The sequence below is a fragment of the Paenibacillus sp. FSL R5-0810 genome, assembly GCF_038002285.1.
GTDB classification, from domain to species: domain Bacteria; phylum Bacillota; class Bacilli; order Paenibacillales; family Paenibacillaceae; genus Paenibacillus_AQ; species Paenibacillus_AQ lactis.
Map to the genome: position 1 here is coordinate 4,477,732 of NZ_JBBOCF010000001.1, position 23,331 is coordinate 4,501,062.

General features: G+C 55.1%; 23 protein-coding genes and 1 pseudogene. 8 read left to right on the top strand and 16 right to left on the bottom strand.

All coding sequences use genetic code 11. The features are described from left to right. Window positions 1-88 precede the first annotated feature (88 nt). From MKX76_RS19945 to MKX76_RS19960, 4 genes and pseudogenes are all read right to left on the bottom strand, one after another. Window positions 89-847: an AAA family ATPase gene (locus MKX76_RS19945; protein WP_007130474.1), complete on the bottom strand. Its 759-nt coding sequence runs from the start codon at window positions 845-847 to the stop codon at window positions 89-91. 194 nt (window positions 848-1,041) lie between these two features. Continuing rightward, the gene (locus MKX76_RS19950; protein ID WP_341034504.1) at window positions 1,042-1,632 is read right to left on the bottom strand and encodes an AAA family ATPase; all 591 of its coding nucleotides are present in this window, start codon (window positions 1,630-1,632) and stop codon (window positions 1,042-1,044) included. A gap of 96 nt (window positions 1,633-1,728) precedes the next feature. Continuing rightward, window positions 1,729-2,274, bottom strand: coding sequence for an NADPH-dependent FMN reductase (gene ssuE / locus MKX76_RS19955; RefSeq protein WP_007130476.1), 546 nt, complete (start codon window positions 2,272-2,274; stop codon window positions 1,729-1,731). Window positions 2,275-2,659: 385 nt separating this feature from the next. Beyond that, window positions 2,660-3,469 (bottom strand): annotated as a pseudogene (locus MKX76_RS19960) (VanW family protein); the annotation flags it as partial. A gap of 191 nt (window positions 3,470-3,660) precedes the next feature. Here MKX76_RS19960 and MKX76_RS19965 point away from each other — a divergent pair. Both MKX76_RS19965 and MKX76_RS19970 read left to right on the top strand, forming a co-directional pair. Next, a complete protein-coding gene (locus MKX76_RS19965; protein ID WP_028404765.1) occupies window positions 3,661-4,569 on the top strand; it encodes an SDR family oxidoreductase in 909 nt (302 codons plus the stop codon). 70 nt (window positions 4,570-4,639) lie between these two features. Next, entirely contained in the window at window positions 4,640-5,098 is a 459-nt protein-coding gene (locus tag MKX76_RS19970; RefSeq protein WP_028404764.1) for a hypothetical protein, read from the top strand. Between the two features lie 27 nt (window positions 5,099-5,125). On the opposite strand, the gene MKX76_RS19975 is transcribed toward MKX76_RS19970, so the two are convergent. Beyond that, the gene (locus tag MKX76_RS19975; RefSeq protein WP_341034506.1) at window positions 5,126-6,871 is read right to left on the bottom strand and encodes an NAD(P)H-hydrate dehydratase; all 1,746 of its coding nucleotides are present in this window, start codon (window positions 6,869-6,871) and stop codon (window positions 5,126-5,128) included. Between the two features lie 197 nt (window positions 6,872-7,068). After that, window positions 7,069-7,701: an NAD(P)-dependent oxidoreductase gene (locus tag MKX76_RS19980; protein WP_007130482.1), complete on the bottom strand. Its 633-nt coding sequence runs from the start codon at window positions 7,699-7,701 to the stop codon at window positions 7,069-7,071. A 349-nt stretch (window positions 7,702-8,050) separates the two neighbouring features. Here MKX76_RS19980 and MKX76_RS19985 point away from each other — a divergent pair, with 349 nt between their 5' ends. Next, on the top strand, window positions 8,051-8,944 hold the full coding sequence (locus MKX76_RS19985; RefSeq protein WP_007130483.1) for a hypothetical protein: 894 nt from the start codon (window positions 8,051-8,053) through the stop codon (window positions 8,942-8,944). A 385-nt stretch (window positions 8,945-9,329) separates the two neighbouring features. On the opposite strand, the gene MKX76_RS19990 is transcribed toward MKX76_RS19985, so the two are convergent. Next, on the bottom strand, window positions 9,330-10,082 hold the full coding sequence (locus MKX76_RS19990; protein WP_028404762.1) for a MerR family transcriptional regulator: 753 nt from the start codon (window positions 10,080-10,082) through the stop codon (window positions 9,330-9,332). An 11-nt stretch (window positions 10,083-10,093) separates the two neighbouring features. Next, on the bottom strand, window positions 10,094-11,077 hold the full coding sequence (locus tag MKX76_RS19995) for an alpha/beta fold hydrolase (protein ID WP_213613141.1): 984 nt from the start codon (window positions 11,075-11,077) through the stop codon (window positions 10,094-10,096). A gap of 217 nt (window positions 11,078-11,294) precedes the next feature. Here MKX76_RS19995 and MKX76_RS20000 point away from each other — a divergent pair, with 217 nt between their 5' ends. Next, a complete protein-coding gene (locus tag MKX76_RS20000; protein WP_028404760.1) occupies window positions 11,295-12,185 on the top strand; it encodes a hypothetical protein in 891 nt (296 codons plus the stop codon). 211 nt (window positions 12,186-12,396) lie between these two features. On the opposite strand, the gene MKX76_RS20005 is transcribed toward MKX76_RS20000, so the two are convergent. From MKX76_RS20005 to MKX76_RS20020, 4 genes are all read right to left on the bottom strand, one after another. Next, window positions 12,397-12,621: a YezD family protein gene (locus MKX76_RS20005; protein ID WP_007130487.1), complete on the bottom strand. Its 225-nt coding sequence runs from the start codon at window positions 12,619-12,621 to the stop codon at window positions 12,397-12,399. Between the two features lie 171 nt (window positions 12,622-12,792). Continuing rightward, the gene (gene cysW / locus MKX76_RS20010; RefSeq protein ID WP_007130488.1) at window positions 12,793-13,656 is read right to left on the bottom strand and encodes a sulfate ABC transporter permease subunit CysW; all 864 of its coding nucleotides are present in this window, start codon (window positions 13,654-13,656) and stop codon (window positions 12,793-12,795) included. A 21-nt stretch (window positions 13,657-13,677) separates the two neighbouring features. Beyond that, window positions 13,678-14,535: a sulfate ABC transporter permease subunit CysT gene (gene cysT, locus MKX76_RS20015; protein WP_007130489.1), complete on the bottom strand. Its 858-nt coding sequence runs from the start codon at window positions 14,533-14,535 to the stop codon at window positions 13,678-13,680. A gap of 29 nt (window positions 14,536-14,564) precedes the next feature. Continuing rightward, window positions 14,565-15,659, bottom strand: coding sequence for a sulfate ABC transporter substrate-binding protein (locus tag MKX76_RS20020; protein WP_213613143.1), 1,095 nt, complete (start codon window positions 15,657-15,659; stop codon window positions 14,565-14,567). Between the two features lie 383 nt (window positions 15,660-16,042). On the opposite strand from MKX76_RS20020, the gene sleB reads away from it, so the two are divergent. Beyond that, a complete protein-coding gene (gene sleB / locus MKX76_RS20025; protein ID WP_341034508.1) occupies window positions 16,043-16,702 on the top strand; it encodes a spore cortex-lytic enzyme in 660 nt (219 codons plus the stop codon). Between the two features lie 162 nt (window positions 16,703-16,864). Here sleB and MKX76_RS20030 read toward each other — a convergent pair whose 3' ends face one another. Continuing rightward, entirely contained in the window at window positions 16,865-17,944 is a 1,080-nt protein-coding gene (locus MKX76_RS20030; protein WP_213613145.1) for a lactonase family protein, read from the bottom strand. Between the two features lie 242 nt (window positions 17,945-18,186). Here MKX76_RS20030 and MKX76_RS20035 point away from each other — a divergent pair, with 242 nt between their 5' ends. The 3 genes from MKX76_RS20035 to MKX76_RS20045 all read left to right on the top strand — a co-directional run bounded on the left by MKX76_RS20035 (window position 18,187) and on the right by MKX76_RS20045 (window position 20,497). Then, on the top strand, window positions 18,187-19,347 hold the full coding sequence (locus MKX76_RS20035) for a copper amine oxidase N-terminal domain-containing protein (protein WP_244869046.1): 1,161 nt from the start codon (window positions 18,187-18,189) through the stop codon (window positions 19,345-19,347). Window positions 19,348-19,522: 175 nt separating this feature from the next. Then, a complete protein-coding gene (locus MKX76_RS20040) occupies window positions 19,523-19,900 on the top strand; it encodes a hypothetical protein (RefSeq protein ID WP_007130494.1) in 378 nt (125 codons plus the stop codon). Window positions 19,901-20,086: 186 nt separating this feature from the next. After that, window positions 20,087-20,497: a hypothetical protein gene (locus tag MKX76_RS20045; RefSeq protein ID WP_251536029.1), complete on the top strand. Its 411-nt coding sequence runs from the start codon at window positions 20,087-20,089 to the stop codon at window positions 20,495-20,497. Window positions 20,498-20,723: 226 nt separating this feature from the next. Here MKX76_RS20045 and MKX76_RS20050 read toward each other — a convergent pair whose 3' ends face one another. The 3 genes from MKX76_RS20050 to MKX76_RS20060 form a co-directional block, all read right to left on the bottom strand. Beyond that, the gene (locus tag MKX76_RS20050) at window positions 20,724-22,121 is read right to left on the bottom strand and encodes a DUF4179 domain-containing protein (RefSeq protein WP_251536031.1); all 1,398 of its coding nucleotides are present in this window, start codon (window positions 22,119-22,121) and stop codon (window positions 20,724-20,726) included. Further along, complete coding sequence (locus tag MKX76_RS20055; RefSeq protein WP_341034509.1) at window positions 22,114-22,644, bottom strand: sigma-70 family RNA polymerase sigma factor; 531 nt, start codon at window positions 22,642-22,644, stop codon at window positions 22,114-22,116. The genes MKX76_RS20050 and MKX76_RS20055 overlap by 8 nt, the downstream gene beginning before the upstream one ends. A gap of 277 nt (window positions 22,645-22,921) precedes the next feature. Continuing rightward, window positions 22,922-23,110, bottom strand: a complete 189-nt coding sequence (locus MKX76_RS20060) for a hypothetical protein (protein WP_007130498.1) — start codon at window positions 23,108-23,110, stop codon at window positions 22,922-22,924. Between the last annotated feature and the right edge of the window lie 221 nt (window positions 23,111-23,331).

The following is a 23,331-nucleotide window of genomic DNA, read 5'->3' on the forward strand; positions in this document are numbered from 1 at the left end:
CTTAAAAAAGTCGAATCCTTACATGGTAAGGTTCGACTTTTTTAGTGCAGCGTTCTGCTGAAACACGGGTTTTACGAATAAAATCACGCTATTCCTCATCGTCCGCAAACAATTCGCGCAGCATCGCTCCCCGGTTGTTTACGAATTCCTTGGTGATCATATAATGGTCCGTCTCCTCCAGGCTGGACTCCTCTACGCCCTCAGGGGTCAGCTTATAGATGACCGAGTCCGGGTAAGCCATGACAATCGGGGAGTGCGTCGAAATAATGAACTGCGAATCCTCCTGAACCAGATCATGGATTCTCCGAAGCAGCGCCATTTGGCGAAACGGGGACAGCGCCGCTTCCGGCTCATCCATAATGTACAGCCCGCTCCCGCGGAACCGGTGCAAAAAGGTGGCAAAGAAGGATTCCCCGTGCGACTGCGCATGCAAGGATTTTCCTCCGTAGGAATCGTACAGCCCGGGAATCTCCCGCTCCATCGCATCGACCTCGGACGCAACGTTGTAGTAGCTCTCCGCCCGGAAAAAGAAGCCGTCCCGCGGTTTGCGGACGCCCCGGACCGTTCGGATGTATTCATACAGCCTCGAATGGGTTTCCTCGGTAGCGAACGAGAAATTCATCGTTCCCCCTTCCGGATTGAAGCCGAGTGCCGCCGCAATCGCCTCCAGCAGCGTCGATTTGCCCATTCCGTTCTCCCCAACGATGTAGGTGACCTTCGGATGGAACGTCAAGCCGTCCATCGCATTTACAGCCGGCAGATTGAAAGGATATTCCCGAAATGAAGGTATCCGGTCTCTCATAAGCACAACGCTTCGTAAATAAGCCAGCATGGCAGAGCTCTCCAAGGGCCTTCCCTCCTTGCGTCCTATGATTAAAATCTACGATTCGGCGGGTTACATAATGCTCGGCACCTGCTTATCCTGCATCTCCCTATACGACAAGCGCGCATGACGGCTTCATGAAGATAGCCTGCCATGCGCGCAGCATAAGCTTCGTGGTGAACGAAAAGCCGGTCCTTTTGCCAAAAAGGGGTGCCTTTCTATTCCTGCACGATGAATTGGTACAGCTCGTCCACCATATCCTCGGTAAGATCACCGCTGTTGTCGAATACTTTGATCGACGTCTGCGGAATGTCCCAATTCACTTCCGGCACGAAATCCACCCGCTTCTTGAAGTCATCCCAATGGTCCAGCTTCCACTGGTCCCGCTCCGTTTGGCGATCGATAATCCGCTCCTTCTGAAGATCCATATCCTTTAACGTCACCACGATCACCTTCACGTCCACATCGCTCTTCGTCAGGCCAGCGGCCGTGATGACCTCCTCGATCCACTCGCGGTTCTTAAGCTCGGCGGTAAACGGCGAAATCATGAATACGTTCTGCCCCGCATTCAAATTCTCGATGCAGATATCCTTCGTTGTATCATATTCGAGGTCGCGCAGATTTTCCTTATAGAAGGAAGAGTCCCGGTCATTCGGATCCAGTCCGTTGCTTTCCAGGAATTTTTCAACAAAACGGCCGCCTACCGTATCGCGGTCAAGAAAAGCGGCCGGTATACGTACCGCAAGTTTCTTGGCAACGGTGGTCTTCCCCGTCCCTGCGACTCCGACAAAAAACACTAGCTTCTGCAATTGGTATCCCTCCACGGTTTGATGTATATAGGTTTGATGTATATAGGTTCAAAGTATCTTGGTTCCATCTATCAAGTGGCCAGCAGCGGCAAGCGGTTAACCGCGCTCGGTCCGGTAACGAGTCTCCTCGATCAGCTCCTCTATCGCTTGAGCCAGGCGCTCTTGAAGCACCTCCGCTACATCAAAGCCGCCATCCTCCGTACGAGCCACCTGGGCGTCCACCGCATACACGCCGCCGAGAATATGGCGAGCTCCGATTGAGGAGAGCACGGGCTTCAGTGAATAATCAATCGCCAGCAAATGTGCCAATGAACCGCCGATAAAGAGTGGAAGCACGATCTTCCCGGCCAGGCCCTTCTGCGGAATCAAATCCAGAAACGTCTTAAGCACCCCCGTATAGGAAGCCTTATATACCGGACTCGCTACAATGACGGCATCGGCCTCGGCGACGAGGCCGTTCGCTTTGACGATATGCTCGCTCTCGAATTTGGTATGGATCAGATCCTCAGGCGGAAGTGAAGCAACATCAATCCGGCTCACCTCGAAATTCGCGGCAGTCAGCGCCTGCTCGGCATATTCCATAATCGCATTCAAGCGGGAGCCTGCTGTCGGACTCCCGTTAATGATGACAGCTTTCGCCATTTTTCTCACCTCGGTTATTTTCATAATGTTTCCCGTCATCCCCTTCCGGACGACCTCGCTAATGTCCCCCTTCAGGAACGATCGGACGGTATGTATGCTCCACTTCCATATACCAAGGCTTTACATAAACGCACCCGCAAAGTCTTCGTTCATCAATAAGGGCCGGCAGCCCTCCCGGAACGTTACGGAATGTCAAATCAGAGCAAATTAGTCAGAATTATTATCATCGTATCAATGTGTCTGCGTCTTTGTCAATGGACGCCTACGACATATAACGCTTTGCAGGCAGTGCATGAACATGGACGATTCATCAGCCGGTAAAAATGGTTGCTTTCTCTGTGTTCTCTGCTGTCTGTGCTGCTTGTGCTTTCTCTGTACTCTCTGTGTCCTCTGCGTTCTGGGCAAGCAGGGGAGAATACATCATAAGCGCATGATTCTCCGTAATCCATTCATCGTCAAGCAGCTCGCCTTCCCGGCTGAACACCTTCCGGCCGATCACGTTATGCCGCGCATATCCGCCCCACGCTTCCTGCGTGATGCGGTGCTCCCGCTCATACACCTGATAGCGATAGAGCGGCTGAGCCGTACAGCGCCACTCCCCGATCAGCTCCTCGGCTGATACATATACCGACAGCTGATAAATATCCTCCGTCGGATTATAAATCTGTAGATCCAAATAATTGTAAGCACAGGTCGCTCCGCTGCCGAACGGCTGGGTGCGGCCAGAATCCGGGAACACGTCGTAGCTGTGGCGATGGCGCTCTGTCACCTGAAGCGGCGTATGCAGCGTCATCCAGTATATCAAATTCGAGAGCTGGCACAGGCCTCCGCCGATGCCTGCCCTAAAGCCGCCGTAAAAGAGCACCATGCCATCCACATAACCTTTGCGCCGGGTAGGACGGCCGATCATTCTCCAATAGGACATGGTTTCGCCGGGACGGATGAGAAGGCCGTCCAGACGTCGCACCGCAAGGCGCAGATTGATTACTTTATTATGCTGGTACCACATGTCGACATCCTTTAGCCGGCGCATCAGCGGCGTCCGATGCTCGAAGACGGGATAGTGCAGCGGCTCGGAAGACCTTATCCGTGCCATGCCTCTTCTGCCTTGCTTCAGCCATTCCCAATAGCGCCGGCAGGTAAAATACTGTTTTCCCGCCCAAAGCCTTAGTTTAGAGCGTTTCACCGGTTTCATGACTTCCCATTCTCCCCTCGCGGACCATTCCCGTTAATCCCAACACTTCCATCAATTTGGAAACAGTTTAACACACTATTTGCAGGATGTTGTGAATATCTTGTAATGAGGCCGCACCCCGAACTGGGCGAATGCATAGAGATAAAACATCACCGTGGATGCAATGTCATCTATGCCCGAGGAGGATTGTCATGAATGCTGAGCAGCCCATCCCTTATATCGGCTTCAAAACGGTATGCAAGGAGCAGCCCATTGCGTTCCCGCCGCAGCATCAACCCGTTCAGCCCGGTCTTGAAAGCTTGATGAAGCCGGTTCCCATTACGGAAGACCCGGCTTATCGCGGCAGCGGCAAGCTGGAAGGCAAAGTCGCCATCGTGACCGGAGGAGACAGCGGAATCGGCAAGGCGGCAGCCATTGCTTTTGCCAAGGAAGGCGCCGATCTGGTCATCCCCTACTTATATGAGACATCGGATGCGGAAGTCACCAAAGCCCGAATCGAACAGCTTGGGCAGCGCTGCATCCCGATTAAAATCGATTTGCGCTACAAAAAAAATTGCGAGGCTGTCATCCGGCAAACCCTTGCCGAGTTCGGCAGGCTGGACGTGCTCGTTAACAATCATGGCGTCCAATATGTCCAGCAGAGTATTTTGGACATTACGGAGGAGCAGCTGTACCAGACCTACCAGACGAATATTTTCCCGTTCTTCTTTATGATTCAGGCCGCTCTGCCGCATCTGAAAGCCGGCGCTTCGATCATAAATACGGCATCGATTACCGCCTACGCAGGCTTCAAGGAGCTGATCGATTATTCCTCCACTAAGGGGGCGATCGTCTCGCTTACCCGGTCACTGGCCCTCTCGCTGGTCGATCAAGGCATACGCGTCAACACGGTTGCACCCGGCTCGGTCTGGACGCCGCTTATTCCTTCCAGCTTCCCGGCCGAGGAAGTCGCCGTATTCGGCACCGATTCGCCCATGAAGCGGGCGGCACAGCCCTATGAGCTTGCTCCGGCCTATGTATACCTGGCCTCCTCCATCGATTCATCGTTTGTGACCGGTCAAGCAATCCATGTAAACGGAGGTCAGATGGTGACCAGCTAATCCGGGGCCGCTAACTTGAGAAGCTCCATAGCTTCAAAACTTTGTCATCATATACAGAGGATGTGTCGGTATGAACAATGGAAATGCCCAATGGTCCAGTGGACGGATGGACGTCGGACTCTACGCGTTAAACAAACTGGCCAGCGCCGGCGTCGTACTGCTGCTGCTCACGGTAATCGGTCAGGTATGGCCCGCCGGGACGGAGAAGCCGGCCGAGCTGCTCGGACTTTCCATGGAGCAGAAGGAATGGGTCTACGGCTATGCGCTGATTGCCTCGCTGGTTGCCGATGCCCTGCTGTCCCTTCTGCCCAAGCGCGCCAAAAGCCTGCAAATCGGGCTGTATGCGGCGGCCGGATTTGGCTTCTTCGCCTTGTTCAACGGCGGAAGCCCGGACCAGTTGTGGATCCGGGCCGCCTTGGGAGCAGTGACGCTGCTGCTGTTTCTATGGGGGAAGCATGCCTTCCCTGCCCATTCTTTGATCACGCCGATCTTTGCCATTGCCGTACCGCTGCTGTGCTGGGCGATCTAAACACCCGTGCCGTCGGAAGCGTATGTTTTAGAGGGCATCGATGACGTCGCCGGCAAGGATGGAAGCCGGGTGCCCGCGGCGTCTGGCCGCCTCTTCGCCGGCCCGCCCGTGCAGCCACACGCCGAGCGCAGCGGCACCGGGACCGGAATATCCTTGCGCCAGCAGGCCGGCGATGATGCCGGTCAGCACATCCCCGGTTCCGCCGGTCGCCATGCCGGAGGTGCCGGTTGTGTTGATATAGGCGCTGCCGTCCGGTGAGGCGACAATGGTTCGCGCGCCCTTGAGGACGAGCGTAACCCCGTACCGGACCGCATATTCGGCAGCGATGCCGATTCGGTCCCGCTGCACCTCGGCCGTAGAGATGCCGAGCAGCCTGGACATCTCGCCGGGATGCGGAGTGAGCACCGTTGCCGCCGGACGAACCTTCCAGGCGTCAACGACGTCTGCCGATGACAGCATGTTCAGAGCATCGGCATCCACGACCATCGGCCCGTCCCAGCCTTCCCACAGCTTGCGCAGCCATCCGGTGTCCCCCTCGAAGCGGCCAAGCCCGGGACCTACTGCCAGTACGTCCCGCGTCTTTGCCAGCTCCAGCACCCGCTCGGCGGAAGCTTCGTCCCAATAGCCTCCGCTCTCCTCGCCTGTAGCGGGGGCGAGCATGACCTCCGGGGCCGCACCGCTTAGCGGCAGCACCAGGCTTGCGGGCAAGGCCCAGGTCACGAGACCGCAGCCCGCGCGCAGGGCCGCCCGGGAAGCGAGCAGGCCTGCACCGCTCATCGTGCGGCTGCCTCCTACAGTAAGCACGTGCCCGTAGGTGCCCTTATGCCCTTCCGGAGAGCGGGGACGGGCAACATCGGCATCAAGGACCGTCCGCAGAACATGCGGCGTCAGCAGGTAGGTGCCGATGCCAAGGTCCCGGCAGAGGGAGGCGGGAATGCCGATGGATCGCACGACCACACGGCCCGCGGCCCCGGCGCCGGGATATTGCACCAGTCCCCGCTTCAGAAAGGCGAGGCACACCGTCACCTCGGCCGAGATGCACGGCTCGTGCAGCGCGCCGGTGTCGGCGTCCAGGCCGCTCGGAATGTCCGCGGCCACGATCGGAAGGCCGCTCGCATTGGCGGCCTGGATCAATTCGGCGTAAGCCCCGCGGGGGGCGCCCGCCGATCCCGTGCCCAGCAGCGCGTCCACGATCCCGGTGAACGCGCGGAAGTCCACGGCATCTCTGCCGTGGACCAGGACCTGGATGCCGAGCGCAGCTGCGGCATCCCGCTGCAGTGCCGCCTCGCCGGCAAGCGTGGACGGCTCGGCGGCGTAAAGCAGCGTGACGCGCATGCCGGCGTCACGCAAATAGCGGGCGGCGGCTGCGCCGTCGCCGCCGTTGTTGCCCTTGCCCGCCAGGATGAGCCAGTGCTCCTGCCCGGCCGCTTCGGCCGGCAGAAGCTCATCCACCGCCACAGGCGGCGGGCAGGCAGGGCCCAAGCCCCGAAGCGGCGCTGACGCGCCCGCTTCGGATGCGCCGGCGGGCGTACAGGCGCCCCGCCGCGCAGCACCATCCGCAGCGCCGCATTGCGGCGCAGCATCATTCGCCGCCGGGCCATGCCAGGCTTCCGCCATCCATCCGCTTCCGGCTCTCTTGTGCAGGCATAGCTTCAGCACTTCCTCTGCGATCACCCTGCCCGCATTCTCCATCAACGCTGCCGCCGGAATGCCGATCTTCTCGATCGTATGGCGGTCGAGCAGCCTCATCTGCTCCGATGTTACAACATACATCCAAGCTCTCCCCTTCGCTTCGATATATTCCTGTGCTTCGGTTCTGGCACAATCGCCCTGTGGTTCGCTTGTTCGCTGGATCGAACCATCAACGATTGAAACATGCCTCCAAAGGATCAAGGATCCCAAAACCTTGGGCTGCTTTTATTGAAGCTTGTTCGACACAAATTCAGCTACAGCAGAAGGCTCAGGCGTATCTAGTACGCTACCGTGAAGCGGGCCCGGATAAACTGCGGATCCTCCAGCTCGTCGATCATGGCTACCGCATAATCCTCCGCGGATATGCGGCTTGCCCCGCTCTCGTCCGTCACCAGCCGGTCCATCCCGATGCGGAACTGGCCCGTGCGTTTCCCCGGCTCTATGATCGCCGCCGGGCTGACATATGTCCATTCAAGACCGCTCTGCGCGTACAGATCGTAAGCATCCGCATGGGCACGCGCGAGCGTCCGGATCTCCTCAGGAAATTCGGGCGTCTCCATGAGCGGAACGCCGCTGTCCGTGATCAGGCTGCCCGCGCCGCCGACGATGAGCAGACGGGATACGCCGCCGCGTCTTGTCCCTTCCACGATCGTGCGGGCCGCAGCGACCAGCTCTTCCTCCTGTCCGAATGACGGGCCGAAGGCGGAAATCACCGCCTCATGACCTCGAATGGCCTCTTCCAGCGAGGCAGGGTCCATGACATCCGCCTTTTGCTTTTTCAGCCGCTCATGCTCGGTGTCAAGCCCTTCCGGGTTGCGCATAATCGCCGTCACCTCATGGCCGCGCCGCAAAGCCTCCTCTGCAATTCGCCGCCCGATCGTACCGCTTGCTCCTATCAATGCTATGTTCATCATTCATCGCTCCTTCTGTTCACAATTATAGTACATTTCAGTCGATCGAATATGGAACAATCCATTCACCACCAAGCTTCTTTTGGCAGGCTGACGAAAGACGCAAGACGCGCCTTCTATTTACTTATCCCCAGTCTGCGGGGTTCAAACTCCCACAATTTCATTTTTTCTCCAAACATAGAGACTATAGACCTATATAAAGCATGATGTACATTTCCGATAGTAAACGTAAGTGCATAATTACGAAATCCGATTGCATATAAAATCGATCATCCGCCCTGACAACGTTTCTTCGATTGTCGAATTATGCTAGGTATACCCGATTTTTTATTAAAGGAGCCATTCAACAATGAAAAAGCACGCCCTTCGCTTCCTGACGCTCTGTCTCGCTTGCGGATTGCTGATGCTGACCGGCATGTCCGTTCACCCCGGGCCTGCGAAGGCACAGTCCCATCTCAAAGCCACCTGGTTATGGCACACCTCGATGATCCAAAGCTCGGCGGATGATATTATCGGCTTCGCTTCCCGTCAAGGCGTCAATCTCATCTATCTCCAAATGAATCAAGATGTACGTCCCGAGCATTACCGCAAATTCATCCGGCTTGCCGGGGAGAACGGAATTCAGGTTCATGTGCTCGGCGGCGCGTCGAATTGGGCATTGGAGTCGGAGCGGCACCGGATCGATACGTTCCTCAACTGGACCGCCGAATATCAGGCTGCTGCCGCTCCGGAAGAACGCTTTACCGGCATTCATGTCGATATCGAGCCGCATACGCTGCCCCAATGGAAAACGGACCGCGACTGGCTCGTTGAGCAGTGGCAATCCAATGTCCGCTATCTGGTCAGCCGGGCCCACTGCCTGGACCTGCCGGTCGGCGCGGATATTACGTTCTGGCTGCATACGTATAGCCTTCCGGATCAATCGATGACGATCAGCCGCTGGATGATCGGCCAGTTCGATCAAATCGCGATTATGGCTTACCGCGACACGGCTGCGAATATCTATAACCTGGCGGCTGCGGAGCTTAAAGAAGCAGATGCCCTCGGAAAAGAAGCGCTGATCGCAGTCGAAACGAAATCCAGCAATGAAGGGGAGTTTATCACCTTCTACGAGGAGGGCGTCTCCTTTATGGAAGAGCAGCTGCTCAAGGTCGACGCCATGGCGGGCTCACATTCCTCCTTCTCCGGTGTTGCGATCCATGAATACCGAAGCTGGAGAGCGCTGTACGAATCCGGCCGATAAGAGGGTCAGCCCCTTGCCTGTAAATTGCCGATAAGCTTAGATTTCTGCAATGTCAGCAGACAACATAAAAAAGATGGCGTATTCAAGAGGCTGTTCCTCTGACGCCATCTTTTTTGCTGGCTTCCCAATTCGTCCATTCCGCCGTGCATCTCGCCCGGTCGATCTCAAACGGTTAACAAGAGAAGCAAGACATATCCCACCGTCATCTTCGCGCGGCAAAACGGCGCTTTTTTCACCTGCATTTCCATGATCCCGCCCCTCCCTCTCTTCCCTGCAAGCAGTGATGATTTAGTTCAATATATGCGGCTCGCCCCCTTTTGTTTCCCTGAGGAAACACTTTTTATTTGGGGCAATACCAAAAACCTAAAAGTAATGCGTTTCACCTTTACAGGTCGTCAGGATAGCGCTTCAAGACTTCTTGCAAATATTCCTCGGCCTCTATGATCAGGCGGCGCTCTCCGGCATTCCATCGGTCTCGATTATGGTCGACCGACGTGAAGGCGGAGAGGATCCGTTCGTCACCCTGTGTCGCGTGGCGGACCATTCCCTGCCATTCCTTCGCCAAGGTTCTGGCTAATTCGGACTCGACGGGAACGCCGGATGCGTTATACGCTGCCGCTTGGAGCGATATTTTTCGGAACCTATTGTAAAAATCCAGGGCCGCCTGCTCCGAATCAAAAACTTCCTGAAACAAACGCAAGTCTTCTTCCGAATATTCGTACTCTCCCCACGTCGACATATCGACCTCGTCCAGGGATCGCATAAGATGGGATAACAGCTCCCAAGGAACCTCGTAACCTTCGCTCATCAATTCCTTGGCCACATGCAAGCCGTCAAGCTTGGCCTGTATGCTCTCTTTTTGCGAATACAGCACCGATGCCTGATAATCCAGAATACGCTCGATGTCTTTGACCTCAGTACCTACGATCAATTGTTCTTTGATCTTGCTTAATGAAAAGCCGATCGCCCGAAAGAACATGATCTGTTCCAGCAAATATAGTTGTTTTTCATAATAAACCCGATGCCCCGACTCGTCCCGTTCCGCCTTCAGTATCCCTTCATTGTCGTAATACTGAACGGTTCGCGGCGTGACTCCCGACAATTGGCTGATTTCTTTTACGGAATATTTTTTTCCCATAATCCCATCCCTCACTCGAGTTTATCTAAGAAGGCTTCTATCGTTTCAGACAACGCATCGGGATATTCCCCGTTAATGGCATGAGAGGCCTCTTCAAAAATCACCATCTTGCTCAAAGGGTCTTTCAAGGAATTCACGCCGGTCTCATAAGACTTCTTCGAATCGTGCATCGTTGACTTTCCGGCCAATATACCGAGCACCGGCATCTTCAATTCGGCTAATTGTTCCGGCTTGATGGTTTCCGGCATGGGCAGCTTGCTCTTAAACGTCCGCATCCCGGTTTCGATTAATTTGGCGGTCGGGTCGCTATCATCCACTTCGGCTCCGCCGGAGATATAACTGAGCATCTTCTCCCGGATCGGTTTGGGTACAATGGGAACGGTCGCAGGAATGGATGCTAAGATCATTTTAAAGGGAATCGGGCCGAACACATAGACCGGATCCACCAAGATGAGCGACTGAATGTTACCGGGATGCTTGAGTGCCGCATTAGCCGCGCTCCACCCGCCGAACGACAGTCCCAGCAAATGGAGTTCCGATTCTGGCAGCTGGTCCAACACTTGCTGCAGCCAGACGGCTTGATCAGCAGCCGTACGAATGCGGCTTGTTTCCGTGCTCAATCCAGGCTCTCCGATCAAATCAAGCGTATATACAGGGCGATGCTCAAGGAAATCGTTCAGGTTGGCTTCCCACATGGGGGTTGCGGATCCCTTTCCAGGAAGCAGCAGCAGCGGCGTTTTATCCGGCGTGTCACCGTTTTGGAACTTGTAGACCTGCACCTCTCCGAAATCCGTACGGATCCTCAGGGATTCCGCCGGTTTCGGCAAGTAACCCATCGCCTCTCGATAAGCCGTCATATATTCCTTCCGCCCTTCCGCTGTAACAAAGCCGCTCATCGAACCATCATCTCTGAATAGAAAACCGACTAGCGTCAGTATGGCCAGTATTGCAAAGAGAATGCTGCCCAGGACGATCCATCTTTTTTTCCGTTTCATTTCATATCCCCTCCTGAGGCCACTATAGTCTATAACGTAACGTTATAGACAACCCCCGCTGAACCCCTGCCTGCTCGCGTTCTCCCTTTCCAGGGTTAATCATAATTATGTCGTTTGCGTTTATGTCCCTAATCTGTCCCTATCGATCTTCGAATCGGCTTGAAATCATTTCCTTCTTATGCAATAGTGAAAATAGAATAATGAAGGAGGGATCCGCTTGTCCCTTACGGATTGGATTTACGATCTGTTCGGCTCGCTGAACGGGCTGCTGGCGGTATTGCTTGCTGCTGCCGTATTTTCGGGCCTATACATATATAGCGCATCACGCCTGCTGGGAGCGCGCAAGGACTCGCTCTCCCGCATCCGGCAATCCCTATCGCTCTATACGAAGCTGGCAGGCCCGCTTAGCACCCTGATTGATCATCCGGGCCGAAGCGCTGTTCCCGAGGAGCAGCTGATCCGGCTGCTGCAGGAATGCAAAACCGCGGATCGGCTGACACACGAGCTTCACGGGCAGATCGATATCTTTCTGAGCGATCGCGATGAGTCGAGGCTCATGATGCTGTATAAGCAGCTGAACCGCGAGATCAATCAATTGGTGCAGGAGCGCGACGAGCTTGTAAAACGGCTGGAGCAGCCTGGCTGGGGCATGGGACTGTGGCTGCTGCTGAAGCCGGCCATACCGGCTTTATCCCTGGCGGCGGCTATTGTGTGGACCGCAAACCTTGTCCAGGGACTACAGGAGCACCAAGGCTGGACCAACCCTTATGAATGGTGCTTATGGCTGTCGAATATGATTGCTACCGTTTCTTTTTACCGGCTGCTCATGGACTCCCGCAAGAAATCCCACGGGCTGATCTACATCCTGCTTCATCTGCTGATTGCCGCTTTAGCCTTGCTCAATCTGGTATGGGCCGAAGCCTCGCCCTATGTACTGACTACCCAGATTCTCCTGTACATTGCCGGATTTCGCTTCACGGTGACGCGCAGAAGACGGGAGCGTCCGTATGCGGGGCATCCGGAGCTGCTTGATCAGTTCGTGCAGCAGCCGGGCACCGCTCAGACTGGCGGCGATCCGGCATCCCCGGACGAAGAAGGCGGACGCTAAAGCCGCAGACTTCCGTGCTAATGCCGCAGGCTGGTGCGCGTTCATTCCATGTGCGCGACCTGCTGACGGTACCCGGCCAACCGGGTTATAGTGGATACAAAAAAAAAAAGCACCTCCGCTTCGTAAGTTAGCTTACGATACGCGGAAGTGCTCTTTTTCTCTATGTCACTTGTACTTCACGTTGACAATCCGGTTCTGCCGGCCCCAACGATTATTTCACGTTGGCACTCCGGTTCTGCTGACCCGAACCCCGGGACTGCCCTGCCGATTTGGCCGCTCCGGAGGCCGTATTCTCAAACCGCTTACGCTCCGTTCGTTCCATCTGAACGATTTGTCCCTCATGCACCACAATTTGCAGCGAACCAAATTCCATGTCGTTTAGCAGACCTGCAATGCGTTCAAGCCACTTTTCATCTACTTTAAGAGGTTTAGCCATGGATACGCCTCCTTAACGGGCAGGGCCCAAAATATGTGAATATACGGATGCTTGATCTGTTTATGCTTGCGGGGGTACAAGATAACATTCCTGCATCCGAAGGTTTATTCTCTCTTTTCCAACCCGTATACTATGAATTAACTTTACATTAGCACGGGATGGAAACGACTGTCAATGGACATTTTTCCGAGTAAGCCAATTTTTAAATAATAAGGTGATTAGCGCCAAAAGCAGGAGCAGAGAGGCTGCGGCAAACGATGCCGAGAACTGGTATTCATTGTATAAAATCTCGACATGCAGCGGCAGCGTATTGGTCTCTCCGCGGATATGACCGGAAACGACCGAGACGGCGCCGAACTCGCCCATGGCTCTCGCGTTGCACAGAATGATACCGTACAGTAGGCCCCACTTGATGTTGGGCAGCGTCACCCGCGTGAAGATTTGCCAGCCCTTCGCGCCGAGCGTCACGGCCGCCTCCTCTTCCTTCGTGCCCTGTTCTTCCATGAGCGGAATGAGCTCCTTGGCCACGAACGGGAATGTCACGAACAGCGTTGCCAGCACGATGCCGGGGACGGCAAATATGATTTTGATATCATGGCTCGCAAGCCATGGGCCAAACCAGCCCTGACGGCCGAAGACCAGCACGAAGATCAGCCCGCCGATCACCGGCGATACGGCAAAAGGAAGATCGATCAGCGTCACGAGCAGCTGCTTGCCCTTGAAGCTGAACTTCGTAATCGTCCAGGCTGCGATGACGCCGAAGATCGTATTGAGCGGCACCGCAATGGCGGCCACCAGCAAGGTGAGCCGAAGCGCGGATAGCGCATCCGGGTCGGACAAAGCCGCGATATACACATCCCAGCCCTTCTTAAGCGCCTCCGTCAGCACCGTGACGAGCGGCAGGACGATCAGCCACAGCAGCACGAGTCCGGCCAGGCTGATCAACGTCCACTTCACCCAGCGCTTCTCCTCGGCCGCCGGGGACGCCGAGGCCCCCTTCTTCACGGATGCCGCCGCAGGAACAATTCCAGCCATCGTCATTCCCTCCTTCCAAGGTCAGCGCGCGGTCTTCCGCGTCCAATGCTGCAGGATGTTAATGCCGAGCAAGAGCACAAAGGAGATGAGCAGAAGCAGCAAAGCCACTGCCGTTGCCCCGGCGTAATCAAACTGCTCCAGCTTCGACATGATCAGGAGCGGCGCGATCTCCGTCTTCATCGGCATATTGCCCGAGATAAAGACGACGGAGCCGTATTCCCCGATGCCGCGGGCGAAAGCAAGGGCGAAGCCCGTCAGCAGGGGCGGGATCAGCGTCGGAAGGATAATCGTGCGGAAGGTCCGCCATCTCCCCGCGCCAAGCGTCGCAGCCGCTTCTTCGGTATCCCGCTCCGCGTCCTCGAGCACCGGCTGCACCGTTCGCACGACGAACGGAATGCCGATGAACATCAGAGCCAGCGTAATGCCTAGCGGCGAGAACGCGGCTTTGATCCCGAGAGGTTCAAGCAGCGACCCGATCCAGCCATTGGCGGAATAGATCGCCGTCAGGGCGACGCCGGCCACCGCCGTCGGCAGGGCGAACGGCAGGTCGATCAGCGCATCCCACAGCTTTTTGCCAGGAAAGTCATAGCGGACCAGCACCCATGCCAGCAGCAAGCCCAGCACGGTATCCGCGAGAGCCGCCAATGCGGCGGTCGTCAGGCTGACCCGATAGGATGCCAGTACCCGCGGGTCGGCTGCGACCGACCAGAACTTCTCCCAGGTCAGCCCCGTCTGATTCAGCAGCAAAGCCGACATCGGCACCAGCACGATCAAGCTCATGTAAAATACCGTAACTCCCATGCCGACCCCGAATCCGGGAAGCACGCTGCGATTGCCGCTCCTTTTCTGTCGCTTAAGCACAGCCATTATCTCACTCATTCCTTTCCGCCTTCGGCCTTTTAGGCCGATCAGCTGCCCGGCACGTAAATTTGATTGAAGATTCCGCCGTCATTGAAATGCTTCGTTTGCGTTTCCTCCCATGTTCCGAAGACGTCCTTCAGCGTAAACAGCTCGATCTCCGGAAACTTGTCCTTATACTTCTCGCTTACGCTAGCCAGCGTCGGCCGGTAGTAATTGTCAGCCGCAATCGTCTGTCCTTCCTCGCTGTACAGGTACTTCAGATAGGCTTCAGCGACCTCCCGTGTGCCGCGCTTGTCGACATTCTTATCAACAACGGCGACCGGCGGCTCGGCCAAGATGCTGACGGACGGATTGACGATTTCGAATTTGTCGGGACCGAGTTCGTTGATGGACAGGTAGGCTTCATTCTCCCATGCCAGGAGCACATCGCCGATGCCCCGCTCCACGAAGGTGGTTGTCGCGCCGCGCGCCCCGCTGTCGAGCACCGGTACATGCTTGAACAGTTCCTTCACGAATTCCTGCGCCTTCGCTTCATTGTTGTTGTTCGCCTTGAGGGCATAGCCCCATGCCGCGAGATAGTTCCAGCGTGCTCCGCCGGAGGTTTGCGGGTTCGGGGTGATAACCTCGACGCCCTCCTTGATCAGATCCGGCCAATCGTTGATCCCCTTCGGATTGCCTTTGCGAACGAGAAACACGATCGTAGACGTGTACGGGGAGCTGTTATGCTCGAACTTGCTCTCCCAGCCTTCTTCGATTAGCCCGGCCTGGCGGATCGCATCGATATCATAGCCGAGCGCCAGCGTTACAACATCGGCCTCCAGGCCGTCGATAACCGATCGGCTCTGCTTGCCCGAGCCGCCGTGCGACTGCTTAAACGTAACCTTCTGCCCCTTCTCCTTCTCCCAATACGCGGCAAATGCCTTATTGTACTGATCGTAGAGCTCTCTCGTTGGATCATAGGACACGTTCAGCAGCTCTACGCTCTCCTTGGCGCCCTCTGGTGCGGGCTCCGAAGCTTTAGGTGTATTTCCTTCCGCCGCATTCTTGCCCTCTCCCTGCGTACCCGATCCGCACGCCGTGAGCATGACGGCGAGCAGCATCGTTAATCCTGACAGAACCCCTAATTTCAACGCTTTGTTCATACCAGACCACTTCCCTTATTTTTCTCTACTAAACAGGCCGCAGGATCATCAGTCCAAAAAAAAGACAGAGGAAGGCTCGGCAGCATGAAATGAGCGTGGGACCCGGCCTGTTAAAGCTTAGGACCCTGCTTCATGCTTGGGAGCGTTCCTCCGTCCGTACGGTGAGAACGATATATAATAATTCCTACCTGTTTAGTGTGTTATTTGTAATTGTAATGAGTCACGGTGCTGCTGTCAAACCTTTTTTTTGAATAAAATCCAGTAAATTTATGCTCGGTCCAAAGCACCATTTTTCATGGAAAATCCCCCGCCGTTACGCGATTTTCCATATCCTGATGGTTGTATGCCGCCGCTTCCGTCCTTATAATTCAACCCGAAAGGAGATGATCATCATACGAACGAAATTGCGGAAAAACATTTCTGCTCTTATCTTAAGCTTTCTTCTGTTTATCCCCGTGTTCGCGCAGCCGGTACAGGCAGCAGCCACATTAAAGCCCGGAAGCGCCAGCGGAGATGTATGGGATCTTCAGTATCGCTTGAAAACGCTTGATTTCTATACCCAGCCGCTCGATGGTAAATACGGACCGAACACCAAAGCAGCCGTCCTGCGTTTCCAAAAAGAGTACGGCGTGCCTGCCGACGGCATCACGGGTCCGCAAACCTGGAGACAGCTGAAAAAATATACGCTGAACCAGTCCGAAATGGACATTATGGCCAAAATCATCTACAGCGAAGCCCGCGGCGAGCCCTATAAAGGTCAGGTCGCGGTCGGAGCCGTTGTCATGAACCGTATCCAGTCGTGCGAATTCCCGAATGACATTAGGGGAGTCGTATTCCAGCCGCGGGCCTTCACAGCCGTGGATGACGGCCAGTATTGGCTGACGCCGAACCGAACCGCCTATAGGGCGGCACTTGATGCGGTGCGGGGTTGGGATCCGACCTACGAGTCGCTCTATTATTTCAATCCGGTCACGGCGACCAGCACCTGGATCTGGTCCAGACCGCAGACCGTGCAGATCGGCAAGCATATATTCGCCCGATAACCTCCGGCTGGCCGAGGTCTGCTCCGGGCATACTGTGACCGGGAATTACAACTACGTTAATGGGTATACAGCAAGGGGCAGCTGCACCGTCAGGCGGTGATCGCTGCCCCTTTATCTATGCGCGGGAAGAGCCTCTGTTCTCGGCCGTCTTCCTTCAATATGCTACCCCCTAATCACTTTCGCTTTCGCCTTTTCCACCGGGCAGATGCATACCGGACGTGTAACCTCCAGCGTATAGCCGGTCGATACCAGGTTTCCGTTGTCCGGATCGATCCGGTAGCTCGCGATCAGACTGCTGTCCTGATTCGCCGCAAGCAGAAATCCTCCCGGGAGAATATTGAAGTGGCGCGGGGTTTTTCCACCGGAAGAAACCCAATTCACGGCTCTCAGCATACCGGTATCCTGGTCGATGACATACTGGACAATGCTGTCATGCCCCCGGTTGGAAGCGTACAGCCAGCGGCCGCATGGGGATACCAGCAGATGGGAGGACGTGTTGTTGTCCATCACGACATCCTCCGGCAGCGTGGACGCATGCTGAAGAATTTTCAAATCCCCGAATGTTGCATCATACGCATAAGCCGTTACGGTGCTGTTCAGCTCATTGGTGCCGTACACCCATTTCCCGCTCGGATGGAAGGCTACATGGCGCGGACCTGAACCCGGCGGCAGGCTGATTTCGCGGTGTGTCACCAGCTTGCCCTCATCCAGCCGATATAAATTGACGTCATCCATGCCAAGATCGCTGACGACGATATATTTATGCTGCGGGTCTTCAAACACCGAGTGAGGATGCGCCTCGGATTGGCGGTCATCGCGAAGCCCGCGTCCGCTGTGCTTAATCTTGGAGACGATTTCGCCCACTTTGCCGTCCTTCTCCAAAACCAGCACGGAAATATGCCCGTCGCTGTACCCCGTCGTAAGCAGATATTTCCCGTCGGACGTGCGCGACACATGACAAGCACCGGACGAGCCGGTAGGCTGGACGTTCAATATGGTCAATTCACCGGTTACGAGATTCGCAGAATACGCGGCCACCTTGCTCTCGCCGATCTCGCTGGCGGCATACAGCACCGAGATGGACTCGTCAAAATCCAAATAGGTCGGATTTTCGATGCCAGCGGTACCGCCGAGAAGCCTCAGCTCTCCGGTATTCCGATCCATCGCTCCCCAATGAATGGCATTCTCTTTCTCGGAATTATACGTTCCTATGTAAAATATCAGTTCCTGTCCTGCTGTCATGTGATCCACTCCTTTATCATTGGATAGAAAAGCCAATCCATCAGCGTTTGTCTTCGCTCACTATGTATTACCCAGCATCGCCCCGGTCTTACCGTTACTTGAGCAAAAAACGGGCAAGCGTAGACCGCAGGGCATTCCATATATTAGTCCCATAGAAAAGTATTGCCGGAGCTGGTTTTATCATGTACGATTACCACGATTACTACTCTATTCTATCATTAGATGAGGGAGATGACAGTAACTTGTACAAAAAAATCAGCCTTCTCGCCATTGCCTTCCTTCTGCTGTTCGGCGGTGCTGCCCAGGCCGTGCAGGCGAAGGAACAAAGCCGTATCCGCGTGTACCTGGACGGCCAGGAAATCAAGTTCCAGGCCCCGCCGATCATGAAGAACGGGGTAACCTACGTCCAATTCCGGCCGCTGTTTCAGGCACTGAACTACACGGTTGGATGGGATGGAGCCAAGAAGCAAATTACGGGGACATACATCGACCAAAAGCTGCAGATGACGCTCGGCCAGTCCGTGGCATATGTCAACAGCGTGAAGAGCAAGCTTCCGGGCGCTCCGTTTACGCAAGGAGGCAACACGCTCGTTCCGCTGCGGTTCGTCGCGGAAGCGACCGGCCTGCCGGTCAAATGGGATGCCAAGGCGCGCACGATCAAGATCGACCGCCAAGGGCCGACCGCCAAGGCGAAAGCCGATATCGAGAAGCTGTACCGCACGCTGGATGCGGCCGAGAATGCCAAGGATCTCGCCAAGGCCAAAACGGCATACCATCCGCAATCCCCGCTTCTGGCAGGACTCGACGAATATTATAAGGATCAATTCCAATTTGACCTTAACGTATCCAGCGAGGTATCGGACGTAATGCTTGCGGGCACAACGGCTGAAGCGTTCGTCGCCACGACCGTCCAGCGCGTCTCGGGGCCCTTCACTTGGGACACTACGATCTACAGCTATAACTACTTCAAGAAGGATGCCTCCGGCGTCTGGAAGCTCGCGTTCCCGGGGGAGTACGAGCAGGAATACAACGTCTCCGACGAATTTCTTGCCTCCCGGGCCAACGTGCCTGAAGCGGAGCTGAAGGCGATTCAGGATGTGATCGATACCCAGTACAAGGGCTTCAACACGGAGAACGGCCCGCTGCTGATGTCCGTCATTCACCCGAACTCCGAATATTATGAGCTGTTCCAGAGCAGCATCGCAGACGGCATCTTCGATGAGCTGAACTTCAACCTGAAGGCCGAGGTGACCCATCCTCTCTTCTACGACGGGGAGGACGCGGTCTTGTATATCGAGGAAAGCGATGATGCCGACGGCGATATGATATCTACCACCTATCTATACTGGCTGACGAAGTCGGAAGGCAAGTGGATGATCTATGACGTGCTCGAGTTGGAATAATAGAATTCTTATTAAACCTGCTGGCCCGGCCTATGAACCGGACACATGCTTAACCGGCGGTTCCCTAGTGGAGCCGCCGGTTTTCTATTTTGGATAGATAAATCCCGCCTTCCTTCGGTTCTACTTCACCGCAGCGGACATATATCATAGTAGTTATCCATGAAGGGGGCCTAATATGGGAATCAAACTCATCAAAATTGCAGCCGTCTATTTCGTCATCGGTGTCCTGCTCGGCATGTATATGTCGATCTCCCACAGCTATACCTACAGCTCGATTCACGCGCACATCAACCTGCTCGGCTGGGCGTCTTTGGCTCTGGCAGGGATCGTTTACTATCTGTTCCCCGCCGCAGGGGAGTCAGCCGCAGGGAAGGTTCATTTCTGGCTCCATAACATCGGCCTGCCCATCATGATGATCGGTCTGTTCCTACTGATGAGCGGAACCGAATCGGTTGAGCCGGTCGTCGCAGTAGGCGGAGTCCTGGTCACGCTTGGTATTCTGGCTTTCCTGTACAACGTGTTGGCAAATGTCCGGGAAGGTGCAAGACGGTAGGAGTTGTTCTTGGCCGAGCGAAGAGCTGTACGGGCCATCCAAGGAATGCGGCTTCAACGCAGAATGCCCCTTGGATGACCCGTTTTTTCGTGCCGGGCGGGCAGCCTGTCATGGTCCGTGTGGGTCACCTCCTCCAAGTTTTGGGTAAGGATAAGTACCGTTCTCTTCGAAGGAGGCATCCAAGACATGTTGACCAATACTGAAGTACACGTCACCTTCCGCTGTCGCAAGTGCGGCTGCGAAGTAGAGGCCTATTTCCATAAGGAACCGTTCATCACGGTTCACTGTCCGCGCTGCGAGCACAGCTACTCCCTCATGCGGCCGACCATTGGGGAAGAAATACTCCTCGATTGGGAGAAGGAGGCCGTCTTCCACAAGATTCGGGCCGACCAGTCCGAACGGGACAAGCTCGAGCTTACGCTCCTGGTGATTAAAGTCGCCGAGCTGCTGACCTGGAAGGACGAGGGGAACGGCCACGTCCGGGCTATTGAAACGCTGCGGCAGTGGCTGCTGCTGAACGGCGTGCCGAAACCGCTCATCGAGCTGTTCGACGCCAAGCGTCCGGAAGGAAGCTCGCCGACCGAACGCAGGAAGTAGATCGATTGAGATAATGATACAAAAAGCCCCCCGGGAAATCCCGGAGGGCTTCGTCATTTTGGGGGCGGGAAAAAAGGCAGGCCGTATGCACCCGCAGCCGAGCGTCGGCTTGCGACTGCACCGGGAGCAGAGCATGGGCAGAGACTGCACCGTGAGCATCGTGGAGCTTCCAAGCTGCACCGAACGCACTTCTCGGGGTCCCGACTTGAACTGCCGATCGAGCCCGTTACTGGATCGGTACTTCGATCGCCTGCTCGATGACGCCGGGAAAGCTGCTGACGTCAAAGGTCAGCGGCTGCGGATAATCCTCCGGCTCCAGATACAGGTACAGCGTCGTACGCCGGTAGCCGTTTCCCGCGGTCGATTCCGCATTGGTCCTGGAGCCTTCCGCTTCATTAAATGCATGTCGCTTTCCTTTCCCATCCGTAAAACCCAGAGAGTCGATGGAGACTGCTCCATGATTGAAATCGCGTTCTTCATATTTTAGCGATAGCGTATATTTATCCTTGCTCTTCGTATAGTCTCCGAACTGAATACGATCCTCCGGCGAGCTCAGCACCTTCTTCTGCTTAACGTCCACGACGATCTGCATCTCCTCTTGGTTTACAGCTTGCATCCCTCCAGCCTTCAAAACGAGTGTGTCCGGCTGATCAAGTGCATCGCTCTCAAAGAAATACGTCATGTCTCCTTGAGCACCCGGCATCCACGTCAGGGGATTGCCGAGCTGCACGGCAGAGGAACCTTCTTTGCTGGACTCGATATACGGCTGGAACAGTCCGGACACCTTCATCGAATTTTCTCTTGAAATATTTGCCTTCACTGTGATGCCCGACGGCGACAGTACGGCCTCCTTAAGCGTCATGGTCTGCCCCTGGATTTCAATCACTCGGTTTAACGGCACGGTGCTCGTAAACCGTCTCATCGTTTCCAGATCGAGGCTCAGGTCCATCTCCATGACCTCCTCATCCGGGGACTTCCTGCTGTACACCGTATTCGTCGAGTACGGGGCTACCGCGACGGCGAAGGTGACTGATTCAGGTATTGGAGTACTTTCATCAAAATAATAATTCACCTGTTTCGTCGACATACCTGTCTCAAGAAACGACCCGCCTCCAGTGCTGGATCCGTATGACAACTTATAGTCAGAGCCCGGCTGCTTCAGCTCTTCCCGGAGCACCATTGCCTTCCGGCCTGAGTGATTCTCTATCGTGTAGAAGACCTGCAGCCGCTGAGGCCCCGTCAGTACACCTTGAACAGTGACTGTGTACTCGCCTGATGACTTGGATTGGTTCACAGGCTGAATCAAGCCATGCCGATTCGCCGTGCTAGCCGTAATATCGCCCGCGATATCGAATCCTGTCAGCGGCGGATACGGCCCTTGGGCGAGCTGCGGCGAGGGTCCCGGCGTGCTGCCGCCTCCCCAAAGGGTCAGCAGCAGCACGGCGGCGGCAGCGATGACCACGGCAGAAGCAGCGCGAAGGCGATACCGCTTCTTCCCTCTCCGCTCCCCCGCTCGAATCCCGCTCCGAATCGCCGAATCCAGCGCCTCATCGGGCACCATCATGGATTCCTTCTCCGTTTCATGCTTCATTTCAGCAAGCAGCCGCTCTTCCTTCTCAAACATGGAATAAGGCACCTCCCGGCTCCCCGATTTTCTGCCGCAGCAGCTTTAGTCCCTGATGGATCCGCGTCTTAACCGTGCCCTCAGGGCAGTCCAGAATGTCTGCGATTTCGGGTACGGTCATGTCTTGATAGTATTTAAGAATCAGCACATGCCGGTATTTGGGCTTCATCCGGCTTAACGCACGCTCCAAATCCAGCTTGCTGTCATGGATCATCTCGAACATCGTCCCGGATTCCAGCACATGCTCCACCGGCACCGTTCGCGCTTTTCGCTTTTGCTCATCGATGCAGCAATGAATCAAGATCCGAATCAGCCACGGAACGAACGCTTCCGGCTGCTTAAGCTTCCGGCGCTTCATCCATGCCCGGCACACCGTCTCCTGTAGCGCCTCCAGCGCATCAATCTCATTATGCAGATAGCTGTACGCGATCCCGTATAACCGTCTCCGGTGCTTTGCGACAAGCATGTAAAACGCTTCTTCATCCCCCCGGCATGCAGCCAGCGCAAGCTCTTTCTCGTCCATCCGCCGCTCCTTCCCCCCATGAATCCTGCAGCATTTGTATAAAGTGTCACACGATCAGAGTTTTGCAAAATTCGATTCCGGCAACTCCCGGTTTCAATAAATTACGAACTCAACCGTTCGCTCGATTTATTGCTCTGGTTGAAAATTGCCCTTAAAATTCTTGCAAAATCCTCACTATAGTAAAGACCGTACAGCATCGGGAATCGTTTTATTTTTTTGAAAAAGACAGCAAAAAAGCCTGTCCGGCGGTCGGACAGGCGAATCATACGGCCATCTGCTAGCTTCTTCTGCGGCCCTTATATAAATAATGATAGCCTAAGTAAGCAATCCCGCACAGCAACAGCAAGAGCGCCGAGAACCAGATGACCGGAAGCAGATACGGCGCATGCTCGCTGGCCACGTACAGCAGCACTGCCGAGAAGGTATACATCAGCATCAACAGAACGATACGCTTGAAAAAGTCCATCTCGTCCGCCCTCTCACCCTTTGCATAAATGTTTAAAAATAATCTACATTTTTTTCCGTAATATCTATTCTTTATGGTAACGTATACGCTATAAAATTGCACTCAAATTTTGGTAAAATTATAAATTTTTTAGTGTCGTATCATGCATATTCAGGAAATATTTAAAATCAGGCTTGCTAAAACTAATGATATTAGTTAATATACTAACATAATTAGCTTTA

What these genes read in the sequence shown, in the direction of transcription:
- MKX76_RS20005 (WP_007130487.1), bottom strand. Translation starts at nt 12,621, where the DNA reads ATGGCTAAACCTCTTAAAGTAGATGAAAAGTGGCTTGAACGCATTGCA.
- MKX76_RS20030 (WP_213613145.1), bottom strand. Translation starts at nt 17,944, where the DNA reads ATGACAGCAGGACAGGAACTGATATTTTACATAGGAACGTATAATTCC.
- MKX76_RS20020 (WP_213613143.1), bottom strand. Translation starts at nt 15,659, where the DNA reads ATGAACAAAGCGTTGAAATTAGGGGTTCTGTCAGGATTAACGATGCTG.
- MKX76_RS20045 (WP_251536029.1), top strand. Translation starts at nt 20,087, where the DNA reads ATGTTGACCAATACTGAAGTACACGTCACCTTCCGCTGTCGCAAGTGC.
- MKX76_RS20040 (WP_007130494.1), top strand. Translation starts at nt 19,523, where the DNA reads ATGGGAATCAAACTCATCAAAATTGCAGCCGTCTATTTCGTCATCGGT.
- MKX76_RS20055 (WP_341034509.1), bottom strand. Translation starts at nt 22,644, where the DNA reads ATGGACGAGAAAGAGCTTGCGCTGGCTGCATGCCGGGGGGATGAAGAA.
- cysT (WP_007130489.1), bottom strand. Translation starts at nt 14,535, where the DNA reads ATGAGTGAGATAATGGCTGTGCTTAAGCGACAGAAAAGGAGCGGCAAT.
- MKX76_RS19970 (WP_028404764.1), top strand. Translation starts at nt 4,640, where the DNA reads ATGAACAATGGAAATGCCCAATGGTCCAGTGGACGGATGGACGTCGGA.
- MKX76_RS19990 (WP_028404762.1), bottom strand. Translation starts at nt 10,082, where the DNA reads ATGGGAAAAAAATATTCCGTAAAAGAAATCAGCCAATTGTCGGGAGTC.
- MKX76_RS19975 (WP_341034506.1), bottom strand. Translation starts at nt 6,871, where the DNA reads ATGTATGTTGTAACATCGGAGCAGATGAGGCTGCTCGACCGCCATACG.
- MKX76_RS19980 (WP_007130482.1), bottom strand. Translation starts at nt 7,701, where the DNA reads ATGAACATAGCATTGATAGGAGCAAGCGGTACGATCGGGCGGCGAATT.
- MKX76_RS19995 (WP_213613141.1), bottom strand. Translation starts at nt 11,077, where the DNA reads ATGAAACGGAAAAAAAGATGGATCGTCCTGGGCAGCATTCTCTTTGCA.
- ssuE (WP_007130476.1), bottom strand. Translation starts at nt 2,274, where the DNA reads ATGGCGAAAGCTGTCATCATTAACGGGAGTCCGACAGCAGGCTCCCGC.
- sleB (WP_341034508.1), top strand. Translation starts at nt 16,043, where the DNA reads ATGATCATCATACGAACGAAATTGCGGAAAAACATTTCTGCTCTTATC.
- MKX76_RS19965 (WP_028404765.1), top strand. Translation starts at nt 3,661, where the DNA reads ATGAATGCTGAGCAGCCCATCCCTTATATCGGCTTCAAAACGGTATGC.
- MKX76_RS19985 (WP_007130483.1), top strand. Translation starts at nt 8,051, where the DNA reads ATGAAAAAGCACGCCCTTCGCTTCCTGACGCTCTGTCTCGCTTGCGGA.
- cysW (WP_007130488.1), bottom strand. Translation starts at nt 13,656, where the DNA reads ATGGCTGGAATTGTTCCTGCGGCGGCATCCGTGAAGAAGGGGGCCTCG.
- MKX76_RS20060 (WP_007130498.1), bottom strand. Translation starts at nt 23,110, where the DNA reads ATGGACTTTTTCAAGCGTATCGTTCTGTTGATGCTGATGTATACCTTC.
- MKX76_RS20050 (WP_251536031.1), bottom strand. Translation starts at nt 22,121, where the DNA reads ATGTTTGAGAAGGAAGAGCGGCTGCTTGCTGAAATGAAGCATGAAACG.